We start from the raw sequence: 21,462 nt of genomic DNA on the forward strand, positions 1-21,462 counted from the left end.
ATGAAACAGATGTCCTTCGCCGATGCCGAGTACGCCGGCAAACGTAAGCAGACCCGCCGCGAGCGTTTCCTGATCGAGATGGATCCGGTCGTGCCCTGGAAGGGTCTGATTGCCTTGATCGAGCCGTATTATCCGAAAGGCGAAGGTGGTCGTCCGGCGTATCCGTTGATGGCGATGTTGCGAGTTCATCTGATGCAGAACTGGTTCGGCTACAGCGATCCGGCGATGGAAGAAGCGCTGTACGAGACCACTATCCTGCGCCAGTTTTCGGGACTGCATCTGGATCGGATTCCCGATGAAACCACGATCCTCAACTTCCGGCGCTTGTTGGAGAAACATGAATTGGCCGGCGGGATTTTGCAGGTCATCAACGGTTATCTGGGCGACCGTGGCCTGATGTTGCGCCACGGTACGGTGGTCGATGCGACGATCATTCATGCGCCGAGTTCGACCAAGAATAAAGACGGCAAACGCGACCCCGAAATGCATCAGACGAAGAAGGGGAACATGTATTTCTTCGGGATGAAAGCGCATATCGGCGTCGATGCCGAGTCGGGTTTGGTGCATAGCCTGGTGGGCACGGCGGCCAATGTGGCGGACGTGACGCAGGTCGATCAGTTGCTGCATGGCGAGGAATCATACGTATCTGGCGATGCCGGTTACACCGGCGTGGACAAGCGTCCTGAGCATCAGAATCGCAAGATGATCTGGTCGATTGCCGCCCGGCCCAGCAGCTATAAAAAACACGCGAAAAAGAGTTTGATCGGGCGCCTGCGGCGCACAATCGAATATGCGAAAGCACAAGTGCGGGCGAAGGTTGAGCATCCATTCCGAGTGATCAAGCGTCAGTTTGGCTATACGAAAGTGCGCTTTCGCGGCCTGATGAAAAACACCGCGCAACAGGCCACGCTATTTGCCCTGTCGAACCTGTGGATGATGCGAAAACGACTGCTGGTCGCGGGAGAGGTGCGCCTGTAATGCGGGAAAAGCGCCTTGAAAAGGCGTCGCTCAAGGGTGAAACGATGAGTTAAGAACAGGAAAGGTCTGATTTCTGACCAGCCAGCGTTTTTTGAATCTCTACCAACGAGGGCATCAAAAATCGCTGACTACTTCAGACCTTCCCTAGCGAGATGAGTTTCCGATAGTTGGTGAAGTTGTTTGTCGAAAATCTTGTTTGGTCCATAAGAGTGTGGCTGTCCTTGAGAAGTACTGTTCGTGTTTTCCAGACTTTACAGAGGACGTGACAGCCATAGAATCAGCCGATTCTGGCAACGCTGTGTGTTACAGGAGATATATGTGTAGGACGATTATGTTCGGTTCCTTGTCAGGTTAAATACAAACCGGGCTATCCTGCCGTCTCCGTCGACCCTCACGTCATCGAGCTCTCCATGCTGCAAAAAAGCCTGATCCGCCGTCTCGACCTGATCACCCTGCAACTGTTTGTCGCTGTCCACGAAGAGGGCACGCTTACCCGTGCCGCCGCGCGTGAAGCGATTGCGGTGTCGGCGGCGAGCAAGCGCTTGATGGAGCTTGAGGAGGCGCTGGGGATCAGCCTGTTCGTGCGCCAGGCCAAGGGCATGACATTGACGCCGGCGGGTGAAACCTTGCTGCATCACGCCCGGCAGATGTTGTTCAACGTCGAGAAAATGGGCCTGGAACTGGGCGAGCACAGCCACGGTGTGCGGGGCTATGTGCGGATGCTCGCCAACCTGTCGGCCATCATTCAGTTCCTGCCCGAAGACCTGCGGGATTTTTCCGAGCGCCACCCGCAGGTCAAGACCGACCTGGAAGAACGACCCAGCGCCGGGGTGATCCAGGGGGTGCTCGATGGTGTGGCCGACCTCGGGATCTGTTCCATCGACAGCGACATCAAGGGCCTGCACAGCGTGCTCTACCGTCAGGACAAGTTGATGGTATTGATGTTGCCGGATCATCCATTGGCCAGTCGCTCGAGCCTGGCCTTCGCCGAGACGCTGGACAGCGATTACGTCGGGCTGCATGCGGCCAGTTCGATCAATATGCGCACCCATGCCGCCGCGCGTGAAGCTGGCAGGGTATTGCGAGTGCGTATCCATGTGCCGGGCTTCGACGCCATGTGTCGCATGATCCAGGCCAACATGGGCATTGGCGTCCTGCCGCAGCGGGCTTATGAACTGTTTGGCCGGGCGTTGGGATTGCATGCGGTGCCATTGACCGATGCCTGGTCGGATCGGGCGCTGATTCTGGTGGTGCGCGATGAGGCGTTGCTGTCGCCGGTGAGCCGAATGTTGTTTGAGCATTTGCGCGGTTAAGGCGTTCGCGTTTCGCGAACGCCCGTTGCCAACTGAAGGTTGGATTGCCAAGCCTGCTGTCCTCTAGCCTTGGCACATATTCCAAGAACAAGAGGTACCCCGCGATGACTGCCCCCTTGAGTGCGATCAAAGTGATTGAGATCGGCACGCTGATCGCCGCGCCCTTCGCCGCGCGCATGCTCGCCGAGTTCGGCGCCGAAGTGATCAAGATCGAAGCCATGGGCCAGGGCGACCCCCTGCGTAAATGGCGCAAGCTGCACGAAGGCACCTCGCTGTGGTGGTACTTGCAATCGCGCAACAAGAAATCCCTGGCGCTGAACCTCAAGTCCGCCGAAGGCATCGAACTGGTCAAGCAACTGGCGACCAGCGCCGATGTGCTGATCGAAAACCTGCGTCCCGGCGCGCTGGAAAAACTCGGCCTCGGTTGGGACGTGCTGCATGCCCTCAACCCCAACCTGACCCTGGTACGGATTTCCGGTTACGGCCAGACCGGCCCGTACCGCGACCGTCCGGGTTTCGGCGCCATCGGCGAGGCCATGGGCGGCATCCGCTACACCACTGGCACCCCCGGTTCACCACCGGCGCGGGTGGGCGTCAGTCTTGGCGATTCCCTGGCATCGCTGCACGCCGTGATCGGCGCGCTGATGGCGCTGCTGCGGGTAAAGACCGGGCAGGGCGAAGGGCAAATCGTCGACGTGTCGCTAGCCGAAAGTGTGTTCAACGTGATGGAAAGCCTGGTGCCGGAATACGACATGCTCGGCCATGTGCGTGAGCGCAGCGGCGGCGCCTTGCCGGGCATCGCACCTTCCAATACTTACCTCACGGCCGATGGCGCCTACGTGGTGATCGCCGGCAACAGCGATCCGATCTACAAGCGACTGATGCACACCATTGGCCGAAAGGATCTGGCCGACGCCGCCGAATTCGCCCATAACGACGGGCGTGCGGCCAAGAGCGGCCTGCTCGATGCGGCGATCACCCACTGGACCAGCAGCCTGCCGATCGACGACGTATTGTCGGCGCTGGAAGCCGCCGAAGTTCCCGCCGGGCGCATCTATTCGGTAGCCGACATCGTGGCCGACCCGCATTATCAGGCGCGGGACATGCTGCTCACTGCCGAGCTGCCAGGTGGCACCACGGTGAAGATGCCGGGCATCGTGCCCAAACTCTCGCAGACTCCCGGAGGCGTCAACTGGTCGGGTCCGGGTCTGGGCCAGCACACCGACGGTATCCTTGCGCAGCTTGGTCTTACGCTGGCAGACATCGAACGCCTGAAAGTCGAAGGAGTGGTGCAATGATCACTGATTATTCCGAGCGCCTGATCGTTCAGGAAGTCTCCCCGCGCGACGGTTTACAGATCGAGCCGACCTGGGTTGAAACCGTCGACAAGATCGCGCTGATCAATCAGCTGTCGCAGGCCGGGTTCAGCCGTATCGAGGCCGGCTCATTCGTGTCGCCCAAGGCCATTCCCGCGTTGCGCGACGGTGAGCTGGTGTTCAAGGGCATCACCCGCCAACCGGGTGTGATCTATGTGGCGCTGATCCCCAACCTCAAGGGCGCGCAACGGGCACTGGCCTGCAATGCCGATGAGCTGAACCTGGTGATGTCCGCCAGCCAGACCCACAACCTGGCGAACATGCGTATGCGCTGCGAAGACTCGTTGGCCGCTTTTGGCGAGATCGTGGCGTTCGTGCACGGCACACCGGTGCGTCTCAACGCCAGCATCGCCACCACCTTCGGTTGCCCATTCGAAGGCAAGATCGATGAGGACCGGGTACTGCAAATCGTCGAGGCCTATCAGGAACTCGGCATCCAGGGCATCACTCTGGCCGATACCACCGGCATGGCCAATCCGCGGCAGGTCGAGCGGTTGGTGCGACGAGTGTTGCAGCGTGTATCGCCAGTGGACCTGACCCTGCATTTCCACAACACCCGTGGCCTTGGTTTGTGCAACGTGCTGGCCGCTTACGAGGCCGGTGCCCGGCGTTTCGACGCGGCACTCGGCGGCCTCGGCGGTTGTCCGTTTGCACCGGGCGCCTCGGGCAACATCTGCACGGAAGACCTGGTGAACCTGTGCGATGAAATCGGCATAACGACCGGCATCGACCTGCCGCTGTTGCTCAAGCTGTCCCGAGGATTACCCGCGCTGCTCGGCCACGAGGTGCCGGGCCAACTGGCCAAGGCCGGACGCAATTGCGACCTGCACCCCGTGCCCTCCTGACCACCGCGAACCTGTAGGAGCTGGCTTGCCAGCGAAGAGGTCAGCCCAGTCAATATCAATCTCGACTGACCCACCACATCGCCAGAAAGCCGGCTCCTGCAGAAGAACGTCACATCCAACCAGACAACAAAAACAATCGGACACCCCAAGGGAAGTCCGCCTGGAGAACCGCAATGAGCCTGAATGCAATGGAGGCCGGCGCGAGCCCGGCCGTTAGCCACGATGAAGAAAAAGCCCTGGTCAGCAAAGTAGCCTGGCGGTTGATGCCGCTGATCATGGTCTGCTACCTGTTCGCGTTTTTCGATCGCATCAACATCAGCTTCGCCAAGTTCCAGCTGCAGACCGACCTGAGTCTGAGCGACACCGCTTATGGCCTGGGCGCCGGGTTGTTCGTGGTCGGTTATGTGATTTTCGAAGTGCCGAGCAACATGATGCTGTACAAGGTCGGCGCGCGACGCTGGATCGCCCGGATCATGATGTCCTGGGGCCTGGCCACGGCGATGATGGTGTTCGTCAACAGCGAATGGCAGTTCTACGTGTTGCGCTTCCTGATCGGCGCGATGGAGGCGGGTTTTGCGCCAGGTGTGCTGTACTACCTGACGCTGTGGTTCCCCCAGCACTACCGCGGGCGCATCACCTCGATGCTGTTCCTTTCATCGGCCTTCGCCGGGCTGGTCGGCGCGCCGTTCTCCGGGCTGGTGCTGCAACACCTCGACGGTGTCCTGCAGATGCCCGGCTGGCATTGGCTGTTCCTGCTCGGCGGCGTGCCGTGCATCGGCCTCGGCTTGTTGGTGCTGACCTTGCTCAAGGACCGCATCGAAGACGCCCATTGGCTGACACCCTCGGAGAAAGCCCTGCTGGCCAGCCGTATCGCTCACCATGAACCGCACAAGAGTGGCGGCTCGCTGCTCGCCGCGCTGCGAATCCCCGGGTTCCTGACCTTGGGCCTGATCTACTTCCTGATCCAGGTGGCGTCCTACGGCTTGAATTTCTGGGCACCCCAACTGATCCGCAGCGCAGGCACCGAGAGCCCGGTAATGATCGGTCTGCTGACGGCCATCCCGTACATCTGCGGCGCCATCAGCATGGTGGTGATCGGGCGCTTGTCCGATGCCTCTGGCGAGCGACGCAAGTTTGTCGCCGGCCTGGTCGCTGTCGGTGCAATTGGTTTCTTCTGTGCCGGGATCTTCGCTAACCACACGACTTTCCTGATCGTCGCACTGGGCTTGCTCGGCGCCGGCATCATCGCCTCAATCCCGAGCTTCTGGACCCTGCCGCCGAAACTGCTGGCCGGTGCCGGCGCGGGTGCCGCGGGCGGGATCGCGGTGATCAACACCCTGGGGCAGTTCGGGGGAATCGTCAGCCCGGTGATGGTCGGACGGATCAAGGACCTGACCGGCAGCACCACACCGGCGTTGTACGTCATAGGTGTCTGCGCGCTGATCGCTGTTGCGTTGCTGTTGTGGGGCTTGCCGCAGAAGCTGCGTACGCTCGACAAGTTCTAAGGGCTCGCAGGCTACGGCAGCTCCCCCTAGGACCACGCATCCCTGTAGGAGCTGCCGAAGGCTCGGGCCGCGTTCGGACGATCTTTTGCTCTTCAAGACGTAGCCGTGATCGCTTTTCCAGCCGAATCACCCAACTGAATCAACACCACCCCGCTAATCAGTAACACCGCTCCAGCCAATCGCGGCAAGGTGATTTGCCGCTCCTCCAACCCAAACCACCCAAAGTGATCCAGCACCAGCGACGCCACCACTTGCCCCGCCAACGCCAAGGCCATGAATCCCGAAGCACCAAGCTTGGGCAGCAACACCAGCGCCAGTGAAATAAAACACACCCCAAACGCACCACCGGCCCACATCCACAGCGGCGCCTTGCCGATGAACGCCAGCGACGTCAACGGCAAACGCATCGCCAGCATGATCGGCAACAGCACCATAATGCTCACCACCAATGAAGCGAGGGTCGCCCACAACGGATGACCCAGGCCGCGACCGAGATTGACGTTGATCGCGCTCTGAAACGGCACCACCGCACCGGCGAACGCGGCAAGCAGCAACAGACCCGCCCAATGCAACGTACTCATATTCATTCTCCAACAGGTTTTTCTGGACTCTAGAGTATTCGTCGCGCAGATTTAAATTCCGTTTAGCTATCAAGAACATGCATCAGATGAATGATCTACGGCGCATCGATCTCAACCTGCTGGTAATCCTCGATGCCTTGCTCAGCGAGCAACACGTCACTCGCGCGGCCGAGCGTCTGCATTTGAGCCAGCCTGCCGTCAGCCACGCCCTGGCGCGCTTGCGCGACCTGCTCGGTGATCCGTTGCTGGTGCGCGCCGGCGCCAGTCTTGTGCCAACCCCGCGAGCGCTGGAGTTGATGGCCCCGCTGGGCGAAGTCCTGGCCCAGGTGCAATCGCTGCTGGCCCCCAACGCCTTCGATCCGGCCACGGCAAAACGCACCTTTCGCCTGGCGATGTCTGACTATGGCGCCGCCATCGTCCTGCCGGGATTGATCCGCACGCTGCGTCGCGAAGCGCCGGGCATCGACCTGCAAATCAGCCACGCCAGCCGTGAAGGCATGCTCGAAGGGGTGCTCAACGGTGATATTAATGTCGCCGCCGGGGTGTTTCCGGAAATGCCCAACGAATTGCGCAGCACAGCGTTGTTCGAAGAGCACTACGCCTGCCTGGTAGACCGCCACAGCCTGCCCGGCGACGGCGTCCTCGACCTGCCGACTTACCTTTCGCGCCCGCATGTGCTGCTGGAAATGCGCGGCAGCGGGACCCCGGAAATCGAACGAGCCCTGACAGCCTTGCGTGAACGCCGGCGCGTCGCGATCAGCCTGCCGCACTGGAGCGTGGCCCCGCAATTCATCAGCGGCACCGACCTGATCCTCACCGTCGCGTCCCGGGCCTTGCACGATATCGATGAACAGTCATTGATTGTCCTGCCGCCGCCGTTTGAGATTCCGTCGTTTACCTTTGTGTTGGTCTGGCACAAGCGCCGGGGAGGGGACCAGGCGTTGAATTGGCTGAATGCGAAAATCGAGCGAGCCTCAGCTGATATAGACTGGCGCCCATTCACCCAAACAGCTCAAAAGGACTTCCCATGACCCCCTCCCTGCTAATGGCCGTTCTCGCCTCGGGCTTCATCTATGGCATCACGCCAGGGCCGGGGGTATTGGCGGTGTTCGGCATCGGCGCCGCCCACGGTCGGCGGGCGGGGGCGGGGTTTCTCTGCGGGCATTTGTTGGGGGACGTGATCTGGTGCAGTACCGCGCTGGTAGCCATCGTCGGTGCGCGGGAAATCGGCAGCACGGCCTTCGATGTGCTGGGCGTGCTCAGCGGGCTCTACCTGTTCTGGCTCGGCTGGCGTGCGGTGCGGGCGCGCCAGAGGGTTGGCGAGGCTCCACAGGGGCCGGCGCGGCAACCGTTCTGGCACGGCATCCTGTTCGGCCTGACCAATCCGAAAGCGTACCCGGTGGCTGTGGCCACCTTCACTGCGCTCTTGTCCAGCCGGGCAGAGTTGTTGACCTGGTCGATGTTGCCGTGGCTGATCGTCTTGAGCTTCGTCGGTGGCCTACTGGCCTACGCTATCCTCATCGGCATCGTCGGCGCGCGCCAGGTACGCACCTTGTATCAACGCCATGAACTGGCAATCACCCGGTTGTGCGGGCTGATGTTCATCGGCTTCGCCATCAACGCCTTGGCGCATGCGCTGCCGGGGCTGGTGACGAACAAGGCTTGACGCTGATCGAAGGACACCGTTCGTCGCGGCGATTTCAGCTTTTCTAAACCTTTTGGCGCGTGGAAATTCAGATTCTATGCGGGCGACGGCTCGCCGCGTTCATCATCAAGAGGTAGAGAATCATGCCTAACTCAAGAAACTCGAACTCGGGACATGCCAACGATCGAACGAAGACGTCTGAAGCCGGTCGTAAAGGTGGGAAAACCACGCCCACGACGGTTGATAAAGACTCCTCGAAATCCGAGATGGGCCGCAAACCCGGGCAGAAATCCAAGTAATGGATGCAGATGGTTTTGATTGAGAAGCGGGAGCGAAAGCTCCCGTTTGAATTTTTACTGAGGAGGGCGCGACCATGAACCCTATGGCCACCCGATTACGCAACTGCGGCCTGGCCGCGTTACTGGGCCTGTGTGCCAACAGTGCCTTCGCCCAGACACCCACCGAATTCATCAACGATGCATCGGCCAAGGGCATTGCCGACATCGAAGCCAGTCGCCTGGCGCACCAGAAGTCCGAATCCAAAGAGGTCAAGGACTACACCATCGTCGTGATCAACGACCGCACGACCGCCAACCAGCACCTGGCGAAAATCGCCAAGCAACTGGACTTGCCCGTGGCGCCGCGCGAAGAGGTGATGGAAAAAGCCAAGGCGCTGATGCCGCAAGTCATGGAAGGCGAGACCTTCGACCAGGCCTACGCGGCCAGTCAGGTCAAGACCACCCAGGAAGCCATCGAGCAGCTTGAACAAACGGCCCAGACCACTGACGTGCCGCAAATCAAGGCGTTCGCTGAAGATACGCTGCCAAAGCTGCAGAATCACCTGCAAATGGCCAAGGCCCTGCAGGCCAGTCGCTGACCGTTCTTACGCGGGTGATCCTCGATCACCCGCGTAACGACGATCAGCATTCATTCAGATCCTGCTTGCCTTTCTCTTGCACCACGGTGCCATCGATGGAAATGGTCTGGCCTTCGCCAAGGCTGCGGTAGTGCTTTCTCAAGGCTTCCAGTTCCTTGAGGTCCAGGGCCTCGAGCCCCAGCATCGCGTTCTGCGCTTCTTTCGTCACTCGCAGCAACTCATCGACCTTCAGGTGCAGAATGTCCGTGTCGCGGTTCTGGGTATTCTGGATCAGGAACACCATCAGGAAGGTGATGATGGTGGTCGAGGTGTTGATGACCAACTGCCAGGTATCGTTGAAACCGAAGATCGGGCCACTCAACCCCCACACTAAAATCAGGATGATCGCCCCCAGAAAGGTCGTGGGGCTGCCGGTCCAGAGGGCGAGTTTCTGGGCGATTTTTGCGAATTTCATGGCCGTTTTCCTTATCAGTGGGCGCCTGAATTTCAGACAGTGACGGCGGGGTGAAAATTCGGCTTTTTTCAGATCAAAAGATCGCAGCCTGCGGCAGCTCCTACGGTTTGATCCGATGTAAGAGCTGCCGCAGGCTGCGATCTTTTGACCTTGAAACTTTGCCCATTGAAAGGCTCGCATTGGGTTGCTGGCGTTGTATGGTTACAACTGAAGTTTTGCCCGTGCTGAAAAACAAACGCACCGACAGGAGAACGCAATGAGTTGGTCCGCCAAACAATACGTCGCTTTTGAAGATGAACGCACCCGTCCCGCCCGCGACCTGCTGGCCGCCATACCTGCCGGGACAGTGCGCTCGGCCATCGACATCGGTTGCGGTCCCGGAAACTCGACCGAGTTGCTGGTGGCGCGTTTCGCCGATGCCACCGTACGTGGGCTGGACAGTTCAACCGACATGATCGAGGCCGCACGCAAGCGACTGCCGCAGGTGCGCTTCGATGTCGCTGACATCGACACCTGGAATGACACTGGCCCGTTCGATGTGATTTTTGCCAACGCGGTGCTGCAGTGGGTACCCGATCACGCAACATTGCTGCCGGCGCTGGTGAGCAAACTCGCGCCCGGCGGCAGCCTGGCGATCCAGATGCCGGACAACCTCAATCAACCTTCACACCGCTTGATGCGCGAAGTGGCGGCTGACGGTCCCTGGGCGGGCAAACTTGCCGAAGTCGCTGGGCAGAGGACCGAAATGGCCGATTCCAGCGTTTATTACTCGATGTTGAAAGCCTGTTGCACCCGCGTCGATGTATGGCGCACCACTTATTATCATCCGCTGGCGGGCGGCGCGTCGGGTGTGGTGGAGTGGTTCAAGGGCAGCGGATTGCGGCCGTTCCTCGAACCGTTGGATGAGGTGGAGCGCGTGCAGTTTCTGAAGCAGTATCAGGCTGCAATCGAACAGGTCTATCCGGCATTGGCCGATGGCTCGGTGTTGTTGCCATTTCCGCGGTTATTTCTGGTGGCGACTCGCTGATTTATCAATCAGCGCTGAACACTGATCTGATCGTTCCCACGCAGAGCCTGGGAACGATCAAAAACCTGTGGGAGCGAGCCTGCTCGCGATGACGGTCGCACAATTCCCAAACTATTGTAGGACGTTTGCTTTTTCTAGAAATGGCGTCGCTTGAGATCCGGCAATTCACTAAATTCCGGACACAAAAAAACCGGCCACGCGGGGCCGGTTGATACATCGCTGCAGTAAGGTTGTCAGCTCTGCTGCAATACCTTGAGCGCTGCCGAGGCCAGAAAACCCGAACGACTTTTTTCTTCTGGGTGGTGCAGCACATACTCATCGATACGGTTGAGCAGGTAACCAGGCAGTGTGATGTTGAGCTTCTGGGCTTTACCTAGATATTTGGTAACGTCGATATCCACCAACGCCCACGCACACCCCACGTACTTTGGATTGGCTGCGTGCAATGTCACTTTATTCGCGGGGGGAATGGGTGAACCGTCTTCGGCCAGAATCTCGAAATGACCTTCAATGGCTTCTCGGGCCATCGCCATCGCATCATCCAGATCTTCCCCGGCGGAAAAGCAACCCGGAATGTCGGGGACTTCAACGCCCCAGGAGTGCTCCTCATCTCCCATCGAAATCGCAATCGGGTAAAGCATATTCATTGTCCTCCGAGGACTCGGCGCATAGCGTTCGTCAGAGCAGCGCCTGTTGCAAAATACTGATGGCCGTTTTCTTGAGAAGATCTTTCTTCGGGTGAGGGACTGTCACCAGCCCCGGTTTGGTCGGGTGCTTGAAGTGATGATGGCTGCCTCTGATACGGACCAGATACCAGCCGTCCGCAACGAGTTGGCTAATCAAGAATCGGCTATTCACAACACCTCCCTGTGGCGTGCTTGTGGTTACTATACCTACTGAATTTTATTAATCAACACTATAACCACCAAGCTTCCTGGCTCAGTGAGTCAGCAATAGAAATGGAGTCTAGGAGACCGTTGTGGGCATGGCTTTGGGCGAGCCTGAATGGATGTGGATTGTGTATTGCGAGGTTTTGCGGTCAGGAGTCGGCTTGATACAAGCGCAAAAGGCTAATACCCGATGAAATTTGATAATAAATCCGCGTTTTGAGAAAAAAACGTTAACGGCTTTCAGCGTGGTCCCCCAAATTCCAGGCACAAAAAAACCGGCCCTGATTGAAGGCCGGTTTTTTTCTATACCTGCATCCCCCGTCAAAAAACAACGTGAGACAAAAATTCGGTTGGAGCGGGTGAAGGGAATCGAACCCTCGTTATCAGCTTGGGAAGCTGGAGTAATGCCATTATACGACACCCGCTCAGAGCGGTGACTTTGTACCAGATGTGCGCGTGGAAATGAAGTTTTTCTTTGCGTTTGATGGCTTTAGCTCGGGTGAATCACATACACGGACCCTGTGACGGTCGTTCGCGGGCAAGCCTCGCGCCTACGGGATTACGCAAGGGCAGCGGGGCTTGCTCGCGATGACGCTATTTCACAGGGACAATGCATGGTGGTCCTGAACGTAGTGGTAACGCGGTCGGCTATCGTGCTGTGCCGGCTTCAGGAACCCCAGCAGTGCATTGCGGCTGTCTCGGCAGGCGGCTTTGTGTTCCATGTCGAGAAAGTGGCCGGTAGCGCCCAGGGTAGTGAAGGTGGCGTCTTGTACGTGACCGGCGAACAACCGGGCGCCGTCGGCGGCGGTGTATTCGTCCCATTCGCCGTTCATGAACAGCACCGGTACCTTGATTTTCTGCGCCGCCTGGAAAAAGCACTGGCGGTCGCTGTGCAGCAGGTCGCTGATGTGGAAGTGCATTTGCCCGTATTCGTGATCGGCCAGGCTGCTGACGTGACGATAGTTGAAGCGCTTGAACAGCGTCGGCAGGTGTTTGCCGATGGTGCTGTTGACCAGGTTGCCGACCCGGTCACCGTCACGGCTGCCCAGGTAATCCACACCGCGCTCGAGGTAGTCGAGCATGTGCGCATTGATCTCCGGGGAGAACGAGCTGATCACGGCTTTTTCGATGCGCCGTGGCTGTTGAGCCAGGGCGACCAGGGTTGCGGCGCCACCCCAGGAAAACGACAGCACGTGTTCGGCGGCGAAGTGGTCGATCAGCTCCAGAAGGATCTGCCCTTCGACTTCCTTGGTCAGCAATTTCTCATGCAGGTTGTGGGCTTTTGACCGGCCCGCGTAGGGCTGGTCGTAGCAGACCACATTGAACTGCGGGTGGAGATTTTTCACGGTTTGAGCAAACGACGCAGTCGTGGCCATCGAGCCGTTGACCAGAATAATGGTCTTTTCTGCGGCGTCTGCGCGATAGAACTCCGTGTAAACCCGATACTGACCCTGTATATCCAACACAGCGATTTCTGGCCTCATGTCATAAGACTCCTGGCAAGCGGGTATGCGCGCAAAAGAGATTGCACGAGCTTTGTGACAGGTAGGCATACGCCTTGAAATTGTTAGCCCATGTCGATCCAATGCAGTCCGGTCGACGGGTATTGTTATTGGCGGGCAGTCTGCCGGGTGAGGCTGGAACCCAAGGGTCCCTACCGGCAAAAAGTTTCTTAGATACGTCTTGTGACTCGTCGGTCACATTTCGGCCGACGTCCTGATTCAAGCAGGGGTCACGTCATCGCGCAAGTGCCTTTGACAAATTGTTCGACAACTTCTGCTCAGCGGTAGGCTGCTTAGATCAATTCGATCTCATCACCGCTCAGCGGACGGTATTCGCCCGGTTTCAACGCGTTATCGAGCACCAGCGGGCCCATGGATTCGCGATGCAGGCGCAGCACCTTGTTGTTGAAGTGACCGAACATGCGCTTGACCTGGTGGTAGCGGCCTTCGACGATGCTCAGGCGTGCGCATTTCGGTCCCAGCAGCTCCAGCCCGGCGGGTTGGGTGGTGAGGTTTTCGAAGGCGAAGTACAGCCCCTCGCGAAAAGTGATCGCGTATTCGGGGCCGATGTCCTGCTCGGTTTCAACGTAGTAGACCTTCGCCAGTTTGGTCTGCGGCTGGGTCAGGCGTCGCGACCAACTGCCGTCATTGGTGATGAGCATCAAACCGGTGGTGTTGAAATCAAGGCGCCCGGCGATGTGCAGGTCATCCTTGTCCGGTTCCGCGATCAGGTCCAGTACGGTGCGGTGCTGCGGGTCGCGGGTGGCGCTGACGCATCCGGCGGGTTTGTGCAGCATGAAGTGACGCAGCGGCTTACCGGCTTGCAGCACCTCGTCGTCGACTTCGACGCGGCTGAATTCGCGGACGTCGGCGTGGGGGTCGCTGACGGTCTGGCCGTCGATCCTGACGCGCTTTTCCACCAGCAACAGGCGCACCTGCTTGCGGTTGAAGCAGGGCAGGTTGCTGAGAAAACGGTCGACGCGCATGACGTGAGGATCAGTGAAGAAAAGGGGCGCGCATCTTACTTGATCGACGGCGGCGTTGCTTGCAACTGCGTCTCGACCTCGGCGCAACGCGGACACAGGCAGGCTGCGTTGCGAAGTTCGGCGGGCAGCGCCTGGAGTACCGCCGGGTCGATGCTGACGCCGTAGCACCAGCAGGCCCGGTCAGCGGTTCGCGGGTCGGCCAGGGTGCAGTCGTTGGGGGCGCCGCAGGCCGGGCAGAGGTCAGGCTTTGTCATAGGCAGGATGTGGCAGCTCCACGCAGGTTTGGTTGCGGCCCGATTGTTTGGCCCGGTACATCGCATGATCGGCCCGTGACAGCAGGGTGTGCAAGGTGTCATCGGGTTGCAGGGTGGTCAGGCCGATACTGACGGTAAGTTGCAGGCGGCTGCCATTGTACGCGTAGGGCTGTCGCTCCACATGTTGACGTATTTTCTCGGCGATCACCTGGCCGGTGTCACCGTCGGTGTCCTTGAGCAGCACGATGAATTCCTCGCCGCCCCAACGACAGACGATGTCGGAGTGGCGCAGGCAGCTCTCCAGGTCACGGGCAAAGCCGATCAGCACTTGATCGCCGGCCAGGTGGCCGTAGGTGTCGTTCAAGGCCTTGAAGTGGTCCAGGTCCAGCAGCAGCGCCGTCAGCGGCCTGGGTTCGCGCTGGGCTTCATGCATCGCCTGCGCGGCCAGCAGGTCGAAGCCGCGACGGTTGGGCAGTTCCGTCAGGCTGTCGAGCGTGGCCTGGGTCTGGATCTGCCCCTGATAGCGCTTGATCACGCGGTTGAGCAAGGCCAGCACGATCAGTGTGACCACCACGCAAATCAGCAGGTTCAGGTACAGCGAGCGGCGGATGTCGCTGAGGTCGCCGTCTTCGCGCTTGTCGACGAACAGGTACCAGTTCAGCTCCGGGATGAAGCGCACGTTGAGGAAATGTCCCTGGCCCTGGCCGGAATATTCGTAGCTGCCGCTGTGGGGCTTGGGCAGCTGGCTGAGCAGGTTTTTCATGCTGTCGAGCTCGGCCAGGGTCTGTCCGGCCATGGCGCCTTGCGGCCCGCCCTCGGCCCCGGTGAGCACCAGGCGGCCGAAGGTGTCGACGAAGTACACGCTGCGCTGGTAACGCTTCTGGTATTTGTCGATCAGCTTGATCACCGCATCGACCGTCAGGCCGACACCGGCGGCGCCGATGAAGCGGTTGTGGTAGTCGTAGACCTTGTAGTTGATGAAGACGGTCAGGTTGTCCTTGTTGGCGAGGTCTGGATCGACGTTGATCTCGTAGGGGGCCTTCATGTCACGGACACGAAAGTACCAGGCATCCCGGGGCTCGGTGATCTTGACCTGCTTGAGCACGCCCTTGGCGTGGTAGTAGGTCAGGCTGGCGTCGGAGACGAAAAACGCCGTGTAGGCACCGTAGTGGGTCATGACCTCGTCGAGGTAGCGGGTCATCTGCCCGGTGTCGCGTTCGCCGTTGACCACCCAGTCGCGCATGAAGGTGTCGCGGGACATCATCGAGGAAATCAGGATCGGCCTGACCAGGTCTTTCTGGATTTCCGAGTAGACGGTGTCCGAGGTCAGCGGCAGTTCGGTATTGACGATGTTGTCGCGGATCGACGCGCGCGAGGCGTAGTAACTGAGAAAGGAGGTGGCCAGGAACCCCGCGCCCAGCAACGCGACCAGTGTGAGGACCAACGACCGTTGGGAATACAGCGGCGAGCGAAGTGGCATGGCAGTTCCATTGTCAGCTATCCGGTGGCGAGCATTCTAAGGACTGTCAGGGGAAATAGCTGCTCCATGTGCGTCGCGAATGGTCGCAAAGATAGCGTGTGGATCGCAGATCGTTCCCACGCTCTGCGTGGGAATACAGCCAGGGACGCTCCGCGTCCCCTCCAGAGCCGAACGTGGAGCGTCCGTTGAGGCATTCCTTGGCTGCGCGTGGGAACGATCTCACGTCAGGAGCTGTAGGTAGGCCCTCCAGCCGCCCAGATGACTGATATCCGTTGCCCCCTCCAATCCATAAGCCTCACAGATAAACCCGCTTTCCCAGCGGCCATCCGCCAGCTGCACCTTGCCCAGCCCCAACGGTGCCGGGATGCCGGTCAGGAACGAACCCAGTTCGCTGCTCGGCAGTTCCCAGACTTCCACGGCAATCGCCACGCCGCCGTCCTTGACCCGAACCATGCCCGGACGAAACGGCGGGCCACCGGCCAGGGCATACAGTCGATAGTCGGCTGAGCTGAACGTGCTTTCCACCAGGCGCGCGCCGCGCTGTTGGAGTTGCCAGTTCAATGCCAAGCCATCCAGATGCGCGCCACAGACCACCAGCCGCGCCCGGTCATTGCGCGCAACAGCGGTCGGTGCCGGGGCCGGCAATCCTTGCTGGCGCTGCAAGCCATCGGCCAGGCTCAACAGATACTGATCGGTGAATGCCCGCCCGAACAGGGTCACGCCCCAGGGCAGGCCGTTGTCCATGAAAGCGCTGGGCACGGCGACGGCGGCGTAGTCGAGCAGGTTCATGAAGTTGGTGTAATAACCCAGTTCGCTGTTGCGCAGGACCGGTTCGGCGTCGAGTTCTGCCAGGGTGACCGGGCGGCCAATGGTCGGCGTAACCACGCAATCGAGGCCCTCCAGCGCTTGGTCGCACAAGGCTTTCAGCGCTTGCAGTCGATACTGTGCGCGGAAGGTTTGCACGCCGCTGACCGCTGGCGCCTTGGCCAATACGGCGCGGATCACCGGCAACACGGCTTGCGGGTTTTCGGCCATCAGCTCGCCGGCCACGCTGTAGCGCTCGGCGACCCAAGGGCCTTCGTACAGCAAACGCGCAGCTTCAAGGAATGGTGACAGATCCAGCTCCACGGCTTCGCCGCCCAAGGCCTTGAGTTGCTCGACGGCATTGGCGAACAACAGCGGGCCTTCAGCGCAGCCGAAAAATTCCAGGTCTTGCGCCCGGGGCACACCGAAACGGAAGGCACGCGTCGCGCCGAATGCCGAGCCGTCATTCCACGATGGATTACTGCGGCTGTATGCGTCCCGCGGGTCGAGTTTGGCGGTCAATGCAAGCAACTGACTCGCCTCCCGGGCGGTCGCGGTAAACGTCGTCACGCAATCGAGCGTGCGACAGGCCGGCACCACACCGGCGGTGGAAATCAGGCCCTTGGTGGCTTTCATCCCGACCAGATTGTTCAGCGCTGCCGGCACGCGCCCGGAGCCCGCGGTGTCGGTGCCCAGGGAAAAGCTCGCGACACCGAGCGCCACCGCCAGTGAGGAACCGGCGCTGGAGCCCCCCGACGGATATTCCGGCAGCACGCTATTGGGGCACGCGCCATAGGGCGAGCGAGTGCCGTTGAGGCCGGTGGCGAACTGATCGAGGTTGGTCTTGCCCAGGGGCACTGCACCCAGCGCCAGCAGTTGCTCGACGATGGTCGCCGAACGTTGCGGTACATAGGCAAGCGCCGGGCAGGCCGCCGTGGTCGTTATGCCTGCCAGGTCGATGTTGTCCTTGATCGCGAACGGCACGCCGTACAGTGGCAGGCTGTCGATGTCACGGCCATCGAGGGCCGCGAGGTAGGGTTCCAGTTCTTCGGCGCTGAGCAAATGGATGAACAGGTGATAGTCCGGGTTCAGTGCCGCTGCTTTGTCCCGAAGGCTCAGCAGCAATTGACGAGGCGTGGTGCTGCCGTCGCGATAAGCATTGCGCAGGGCATCGAGTTGCAGATTGATGTTCATGGTAATCATCCTTTCGAAATGGGTTCAGTCGAGTTCCAGCACCACGACGCGTTGTCCGGCACGCACTGCCGAACCCGGCTGCACGCGAATCTCGCGCACCACCCCGGCCATGGGCGCGAGCAGCGGGATTTCCATCTTCATCGACTCCAGGATCACCAGCACATCACCGGCCTCGACCCGGTTGCCGGCCTGCACCTGAACCTGCCAGAGGTTGCCGGCGATGTGGCTGTCGACGCTCTGTTGACCGCTGGCCAGCGGCGCGTCTTCGGTCACCTGCGGGGCGAGTTCTTCGCTGTCGAAATGCGCCTGGCCGCTGGCGATCCAGCGTTCGCGTTCGGCGTTGAATGCGCTTTTTTGCTGATCGCGAAAGGCGTTGATGCCCAGGGCTTCCTGCGCCAGGAAGGCCTGGTAATCCGCCAGGTTCAGCTGACTGTGCTCGATGTTCAGGGGGAAGCGCCCGAGGGGGAAATCCCGGCGAATGCGCAGCAGTTCATCGGCACTCACCGGGTAGAATCGGATCTGGTCGAAGAAGCGCAGCAGCCAGGGTTTGCCATCGAACGCGGCGACTTCGCGGTAGCGATTCCACATCTGCAGCGTACGCCCGACGAACTGATACCCACCGGGGCCTTCCATGCCGTACACGCACATGTAGGCGCCACCGATGCCCACCGAATTTTCTGCGGTCCAGGTGCGGGCCGGGTTGTATTTGGTGGTCACCAGGCGATGGCGCGGATCGAGCGGGGTGGCGACCGGTGCGCCGAGGTAGACATCGCCCAGGCCCATCACCAGGTAGCTGGCGTTGAACACCGTGCGTTGCACTTCATCGAGGTTCGGCAGGTCGTTGATGCGGCGGATGAACTCCAGGTTGCTCGGGCACCAGGGGGCGTCCTTGCGCACGGTGGTCATGTATTTCTCGATGGCCAACTGACAGGCCGGGTCGTCCCAGGACAGCGGCAAGTGGACGATGCGCGAGGGTACCTGCAGGTCTTTGGCGGCGCACACGGCGTCCCATTCGCCGGCCACGATGCCGAGCAAGTCGGCGAGCGGCAGTTGCTCGGGTTGGTAGTGCACCTGCAGCGAGCGGGTGCCTGGTGTCAGGTCGATCACGCCGTGCAGGTGTTTGCTTTCCAGCGCTTGCATGAGGGCGTGGGCGCGAAAACGCAGGACGAGGTCGAGTTCGGGGGCGCCGATTTCGAGAAGAATGTGAGTATCCCCCGACAGCCTCGCGACCAGTTGCGTGTCTCCCTGACCCAACTCCAAAACAACAGGCGACATAGGACCCTGTGGGAGCTGGCTCGCCAGCGATGAAGTTGATGCGGTGTCTTGTCGGCCCTCATCGCTGGCAAGCCAGCTCCCACAGGTATCCCATCTGCGGGCGAGATCGCGGGCGGTTTTGATATCGACGGGGATGAACTGCACTTTGTCCCCGGCCTTCAATTGGCCAAGCTGCCAAAGGTCCGCCTCGATCACCGTCACCGGGCACACGAAGCCACCGAGACTTGGGCCATCCGGCCCCAGGATGACGGGCATGTCGCCGGTGAAATCCACCGCGCCAATGGCGTATGGATTGTCGTGAATATTCGAAGGGTGCAGCCCGGCCTCGCCACCATCGGCACGCACCCACTCAGGCTTCGGCCCGATCAGCCGCACGCCGGTTCGGCTGGAGTTGAAATGCACTTCCCACTGGGTCGCGAAAAACGTGCCGATGTAGTTCTCGGTGAAATATTCCGGTGCACCATGCGGGCCGTAGATCACGCGGATTTGTCGTACGGCAGGCAGCTCAGAGATATCAGACAGTTGCTCACCGGCGCTACGGTCAAGCAGCGCCGGTACGTGCAACACATCCCCGGCGCGTAATGCGCGTCCGCCATGCCCGCCAAACTGGCCGAGGGTAAAGGTGCTTTTGCTCCCCAGATAATCCGGAACCTGCAGCCCGCCACGCACGCACAGATAGCTGCGTGCGCCTGCACCGGCAATCGTGCCGAGGCTCAACGTGGCACCGGCTGGAATGAACAGCGCCGTGTTCATCGCCACGCTTTCGCCGTTCAGCGCCAGTGCAATCACCGCACCCGTGACGGCAATGACCGCGTCGCAATTGAAGCGCAGCAATGGCCCGTTCATGGTGATTTCCAGCGCGGCAAAACCTTCGTCATTGCCCAGCAACAGGTTGCCCAGGCGCAACGCACGACTGTCCATCGGGCCCGATGGCGGCACGCCTACCGCCCAATAGCCGAGGCGACCGGGATAGTCCTGGACGCTGGTCTGGGTGCCAGCGCTGAGCACTTCAAAGGTGTTGGCCTGATACACCAGGCCTTCAAGGCAACGGGTCCACGGCTGACCGCTGGCGAAGGGCGCATCGAGCAGAATCTGCCTCAGGTAATCACGGTTGGTTTCCACCCCGTAGAGCAGGCTTTCGCCCAAGGCTTGATGCAGATCGGCAGCCGCTTGTTCGCGGGTCGGTGCCCAACTGATGAGCTTGGCGATCATCGGATCGAAGTAGGGCGGGATCTCGCAACCGGCTTCGACCCAGGTGTCGATGCGCAGGTGTTTGCCATCGGCGACGGGGAAATTGACCGCGGTGAGTAAGCCGGGGCTCGGTTGGAAATCCCGCCCCGGATCTTCGGCATACAGCCGTGCCTGAATCGCATGACCCTGTGGTTTCAAGCCCTGGCTCAACTCGCTCAGCGGGGGCAGGTCGCCGGCCGCCAGTTGCACCATCCAGCGCACCAGGTCGACGCCCCAGACCTGCTCGGTGACGCCGTGCTCCACCTGCAAGCGGGTGTTCACTTCGAGGAAGTAGAAACGCCGGGCATCGCTGTCGAACACGAACTCGACGGTGCCGGCGCTGCGGTAATTCACCGCCTTGGCCAGTTTAATCGCCGCCGCGCACAGTTCATCGGCCATACCCTCTGGCAGGTTCGGCGCCGGGGTTTCTTCGAGGACTTTCTGGTTGCGCCGCTGCACCGAGCAGTCGCGCACGCCGAGGGCGATCACCTCGCCACGGCCGTCGCCAAACACCTGCACTTCCAGATGCCGGGCGCGCTGGATGTACTTCTCGATGAACACGCCGGCATCGCTGAAATTGTTCTGCCCCAGACGCTTGACCGCTTCGAAGGACTCGCTCAATTCGCCCGCGCTGCGGCACACCCGCATGCCGATGCCGCCACCGCCAGCGGTGCTTTTGAGCATCACCGGATAACCGACGTGCTCGCCGGCGATCAGTGCCGCTTCGAGGCTGTCGAGCAGTTCGGTGCCTTCGAGCATCGGCACGCCGTGTTGCCGGGCCAAGGCGCGGGCGGTGTGCTTGAGGCCGAACACGCGCAGCTGCTCCGGGGTCGGGCCGATGAAGGCAATGTCGGCGGCTTCGCAGGCTTGGGCGAAGGCGGCGTTTTCCGAGAGAAAACCGTAGCCGGGATGGATCGCGGTGGCGCCGGTGGCCTTGGCGATGGCGAGGATTTTTTCCACCGCCAGGTAGGTGCCGGCGGCCGCGCCTTCACCGAGGCAATGGGCCTCGTCGGCTTGCAGGATGTGCAGGCTGGCGGCATCGGCTTCGGAGTACACGGCGACGCCTGCGACATGCAGTTCGCGCAAGGTGCGCAGGATGCGGCAGGCAATGGCGCCACGGTTGGCAATCAGGACTTTTTCGAACATGGCATGACCCCTGGAGGGGATGCGGGCCGTCCCGCAGTTTTTTGACATGCATCGGGGCCGTCCCCGATGACAGATATTCACACCACCCCCTGTAGGAGCT

20 protein-coding genes and 1 tRNA gene are annotated in these 21,462 nt (G+C 60.5%); 10 read left to right on the plus strand and 11 right to left on the minus strand.

Going from position 1 to position 21,462, the window contains the following annotated elements; genetic code table 11:
- The 5 genes from ACIO0C_RS05120 to ACIO0C_RS05140 all read left to right on the plus strand — a co-directional run bounded on the left by ACIO0C_RS05120 (position 1) and on the right by ACIO0C_RS05140 (position 6,017).
- Positions 1–978 carry an IS5 family transposase gene (locus ACIO0C_RS05120; RefSeq protein WP_401308676.1) on the plus strand — a complete coding sequence of 326 codons (978 nt, stop codon included), beginning with the start codon at positions 1–3 and terminating at the stop codon, positions 976–978.
- Positions 979–1,388: 410 nt separating this feature from the next.
- Complete coding sequence (locus tag ACIO0C_RS05125; protein WP_272604986.1) at positions 1,389–2,291, plus strand: LysR family transcriptional regulator; 903 nt, start codon at positions 1,389–1,391, stop codon at positions 2,289–2,291.
- Positions 2,292–2,395: 104 nt separating this feature from the next.
- On the plus strand, positions 2,396–3,589 hold the full coding sequence (locus tag ACIO0C_RS05130; RefSeq protein WP_401308680.1) for a CaiB/BaiF CoA transferase family protein: 1,194 nt from the start codon (positions 2,396–2,398) through the stop codon (positions 3,587–3,589).
- The gene (locus ACIO0C_RS05135; RefSeq protein WP_401308683.1) at positions 3,586–4,512 is read left to right on the plus strand and encodes a hydroxymethylglutaryl-CoA lyase; all 927 of its coding nucleotides are present in this window, start codon (positions 3,586–3,588) and stop codon (positions 4,510–4,512) included. Before ACIO0C_RS05130 ends, ACIO0C_RS05135 begins: the two co-directional genes overlap by 4 nt.
- A gap of 173 nt (positions 4,513–4,685) precedes the next feature.
- A complete protein-coding gene (locus ACIO0C_RS05140) occupies positions 4,686–6,017 on the plus strand; it encodes an MFS transporter (protein ID WP_401308685.1) in 1,332 nt (443 codons plus the stop codon).
- Between the two features lie 92 nt (positions 6,018–6,109).
- Here the strand turns inward: ACIO0C_RS05140 and ACIO0C_RS05145 are convergent, their stop codons facing one another.
- Complete coding sequence (locus ACIO0C_RS05145; RefSeq protein WP_401308687.1) at positions 6,110–6,598, minus strand: DMT family transporter; 489 nt, start codon at positions 6,596–6,598, stop codon at positions 6,110–6,112.
- 77 nt (positions 6,599–6,675) lie between these two features.
- Here ACIO0C_RS05145 and ACIO0C_RS05150 point away from each other — a divergent pair, with 77 nt between their 5' ends.
- From ACIO0C_RS05150 to ACIO0C_RS05165, 4 genes are all read left to right on the plus strand, one after another.
- Positions 6,676–7,629 carry a LysR family transcriptional regulator gene (locus ACIO0C_RS05150; protein ID WP_401308690.1) on the plus strand — a complete coding sequence of 318 codons (954 nt, stop codon included), beginning with the start codon at positions 6,676–6,678 and terminating at the stop codon, positions 7,627–7,629.
- Positions 7,626–8,264, plus strand: coding sequence for a LysE family translocator (locus tag ACIO0C_RS05155; protein WP_401308693.1), 639 nt, complete (start codon positions 7,626–7,628; stop codon positions 8,262–8,264). The genes ACIO0C_RS05150 and ACIO0C_RS05155 overlap by 4 nt, the downstream gene beginning before the upstream one ends.
- A 122-nt stretch (positions 8,265–8,386) precedes the next feature.
- Entirely contained in the window at positions 8,387–8,542 is a 156-nt protein-coding gene (locus tag ACIO0C_RS05160; protein WP_401308696.1) for a stress protein, read from the plus strand.
- Between the two features lie 74 nt (positions 8,543–8,616).
- On the plus strand, positions 8,617–9,120 hold the full coding sequence (locus ACIO0C_RS05165; protein WP_401308699.1) for a DUF4142 domain-containing protein: 504 nt from the start codon (positions 8,617–8,619) through the stop codon (positions 9,118–9,120).
- 43 nt (positions 9,121–9,163) lie between these two features.
- Here the strand turns inward: ACIO0C_RS05165 and ACIO0C_RS05170 are convergent, their stop codons facing one another.
- The gene (locus tag ACIO0C_RS05170) at positions 9,164–9,574 is read right to left on the minus strand and encodes a low affinity iron permease family protein (protein ID WP_401308702.1); all 411 of its coding nucleotides are present in this window, start codon (positions 9,572–9,574) and stop codon (positions 9,164–9,166) included.
- Between the two features lie 256 nt (positions 9,575–9,830).
- Between ACIO0C_RS05170 and tam the strand changes: the two genes are divergently transcribed.
- On the plus strand, positions 9,831–10,601 hold the full coding sequence (gene tam / locus ACIO0C_RS05175; protein ID WP_401308705.1) for a trans-aconitate 2-methyltransferase: 771 nt from the start codon (positions 9,831–9,833) through the stop codon (positions 10,599–10,601).
- Positions 10,602–10,834: 233 nt separating this feature from the next.
- On the opposite strand, the gene ACIO0C_RS05180 is transcribed toward tam, so the two are convergent.
- From ACIO0C_RS05180 to uca, 9 genes are all read right to left on the minus strand, one after another.
- On the minus strand, positions 10,835–11,242 hold the full coding sequence (locus tag ACIO0C_RS05180) for a type II toxin-antitoxin system HicB family antitoxin (RefSeq protein WP_401308708.1): 408 nt from the start codon (positions 11,240–11,242) through the stop codon (positions 10,835–10,837).
- Positions 11,243–11,279: 37 nt separating this feature from the next.
- The gene (locus ACIO0C_RS05185; protein WP_077184214.1) at positions 11,280–11,459 is read right to left on the minus strand and encodes a type II toxin-antitoxin system HicA family toxin; all 180 of its coding nucleotides are present in this window, start codon (positions 11,457–11,459) and stop codon (positions 11,280–11,282) included.
- 383 nt (positions 11,460–11,842) lie between these two features.
- Positions 11,843–11,916, minus strand: a tRNA-Gly gene (locus tag ACIO0C_RS05190).
- Positions 11,917–12,090: 174 nt separating this feature from the next.
- The gene (locus ACIO0C_RS05195) at positions 12,091–12,975 is read right to left on the minus strand and encodes an alpha/beta fold hydrolase (protein ID WP_401308711.1); all 885 of its coding nucleotides are present in this window, start codon (positions 12,973–12,975) and stop codon (positions 12,091–12,093) included.
- A 311-nt stretch (positions 12,976–13,286) separates the two neighbouring features.
- Positions 13,287–13,979 (minus strand): pseudouridine synthase, encoded by a 693-nt coding sequence (locus ACIO0C_RS05200; protein WP_401308713.1) that lies wholly within the window; start codon positions 13,977–13,979, stop codon positions 13,287–13,289.
- A gap of 35 nt (positions 13,980–14,014) precedes the next feature.
- Positions 14,015–14,233, minus strand: coding sequence for a cysteine-rich CWC family protein (locus ACIO0C_RS05205; protein WP_401308716.1), 219 nt, complete (start codon positions 14,231–14,233; stop codon positions 14,015–14,017).
- Positions 14,220–15,713, minus strand: a complete 1,494-nt coding sequence (locus ACIO0C_RS05210; protein ID WP_401308719.1) for a diguanylate cyclase domain-containing protein — start codon at positions 15,711–15,713, stop codon at positions 14,220–14,222. Before ACIO0C_RS05210 ends, ACIO0C_RS05205 begins: the two co-directional genes overlap by 14 nt.
- A gap of 219 nt (positions 15,714–15,932) precedes the next feature.
- Positions 15,933–17,711, minus strand: a complete 1,779-nt coding sequence (gene atzF / locus ACIO0C_RS05215) for an allophanate hydrolase (protein WP_401308722.1) — start codon at positions 17,709–17,711, stop codon at positions 15,933–15,935.
- Between the two features lie 24 nt (positions 17,712–17,735).
- Entirely contained in the window at positions 17,736–21,362 is a 3,627-nt protein-coding gene (gene uca / locus ACIO0C_RS05220; RefSeq protein ID WP_401308725.1) for an urea carboxylase, read from the minus strand.
- Positions 21,363–21,462 lie beyond the last annotated feature (100 nt).

The organism is Pseudomonas sp. NPDC087336 (assembly GCF_044744285.1).
Classification (GTDB): Bacteria; Pseudomonadota; Gammaproteobacteria; order Pseudomonadales; family Pseudomonadaceae; genus Aquipseudomonas.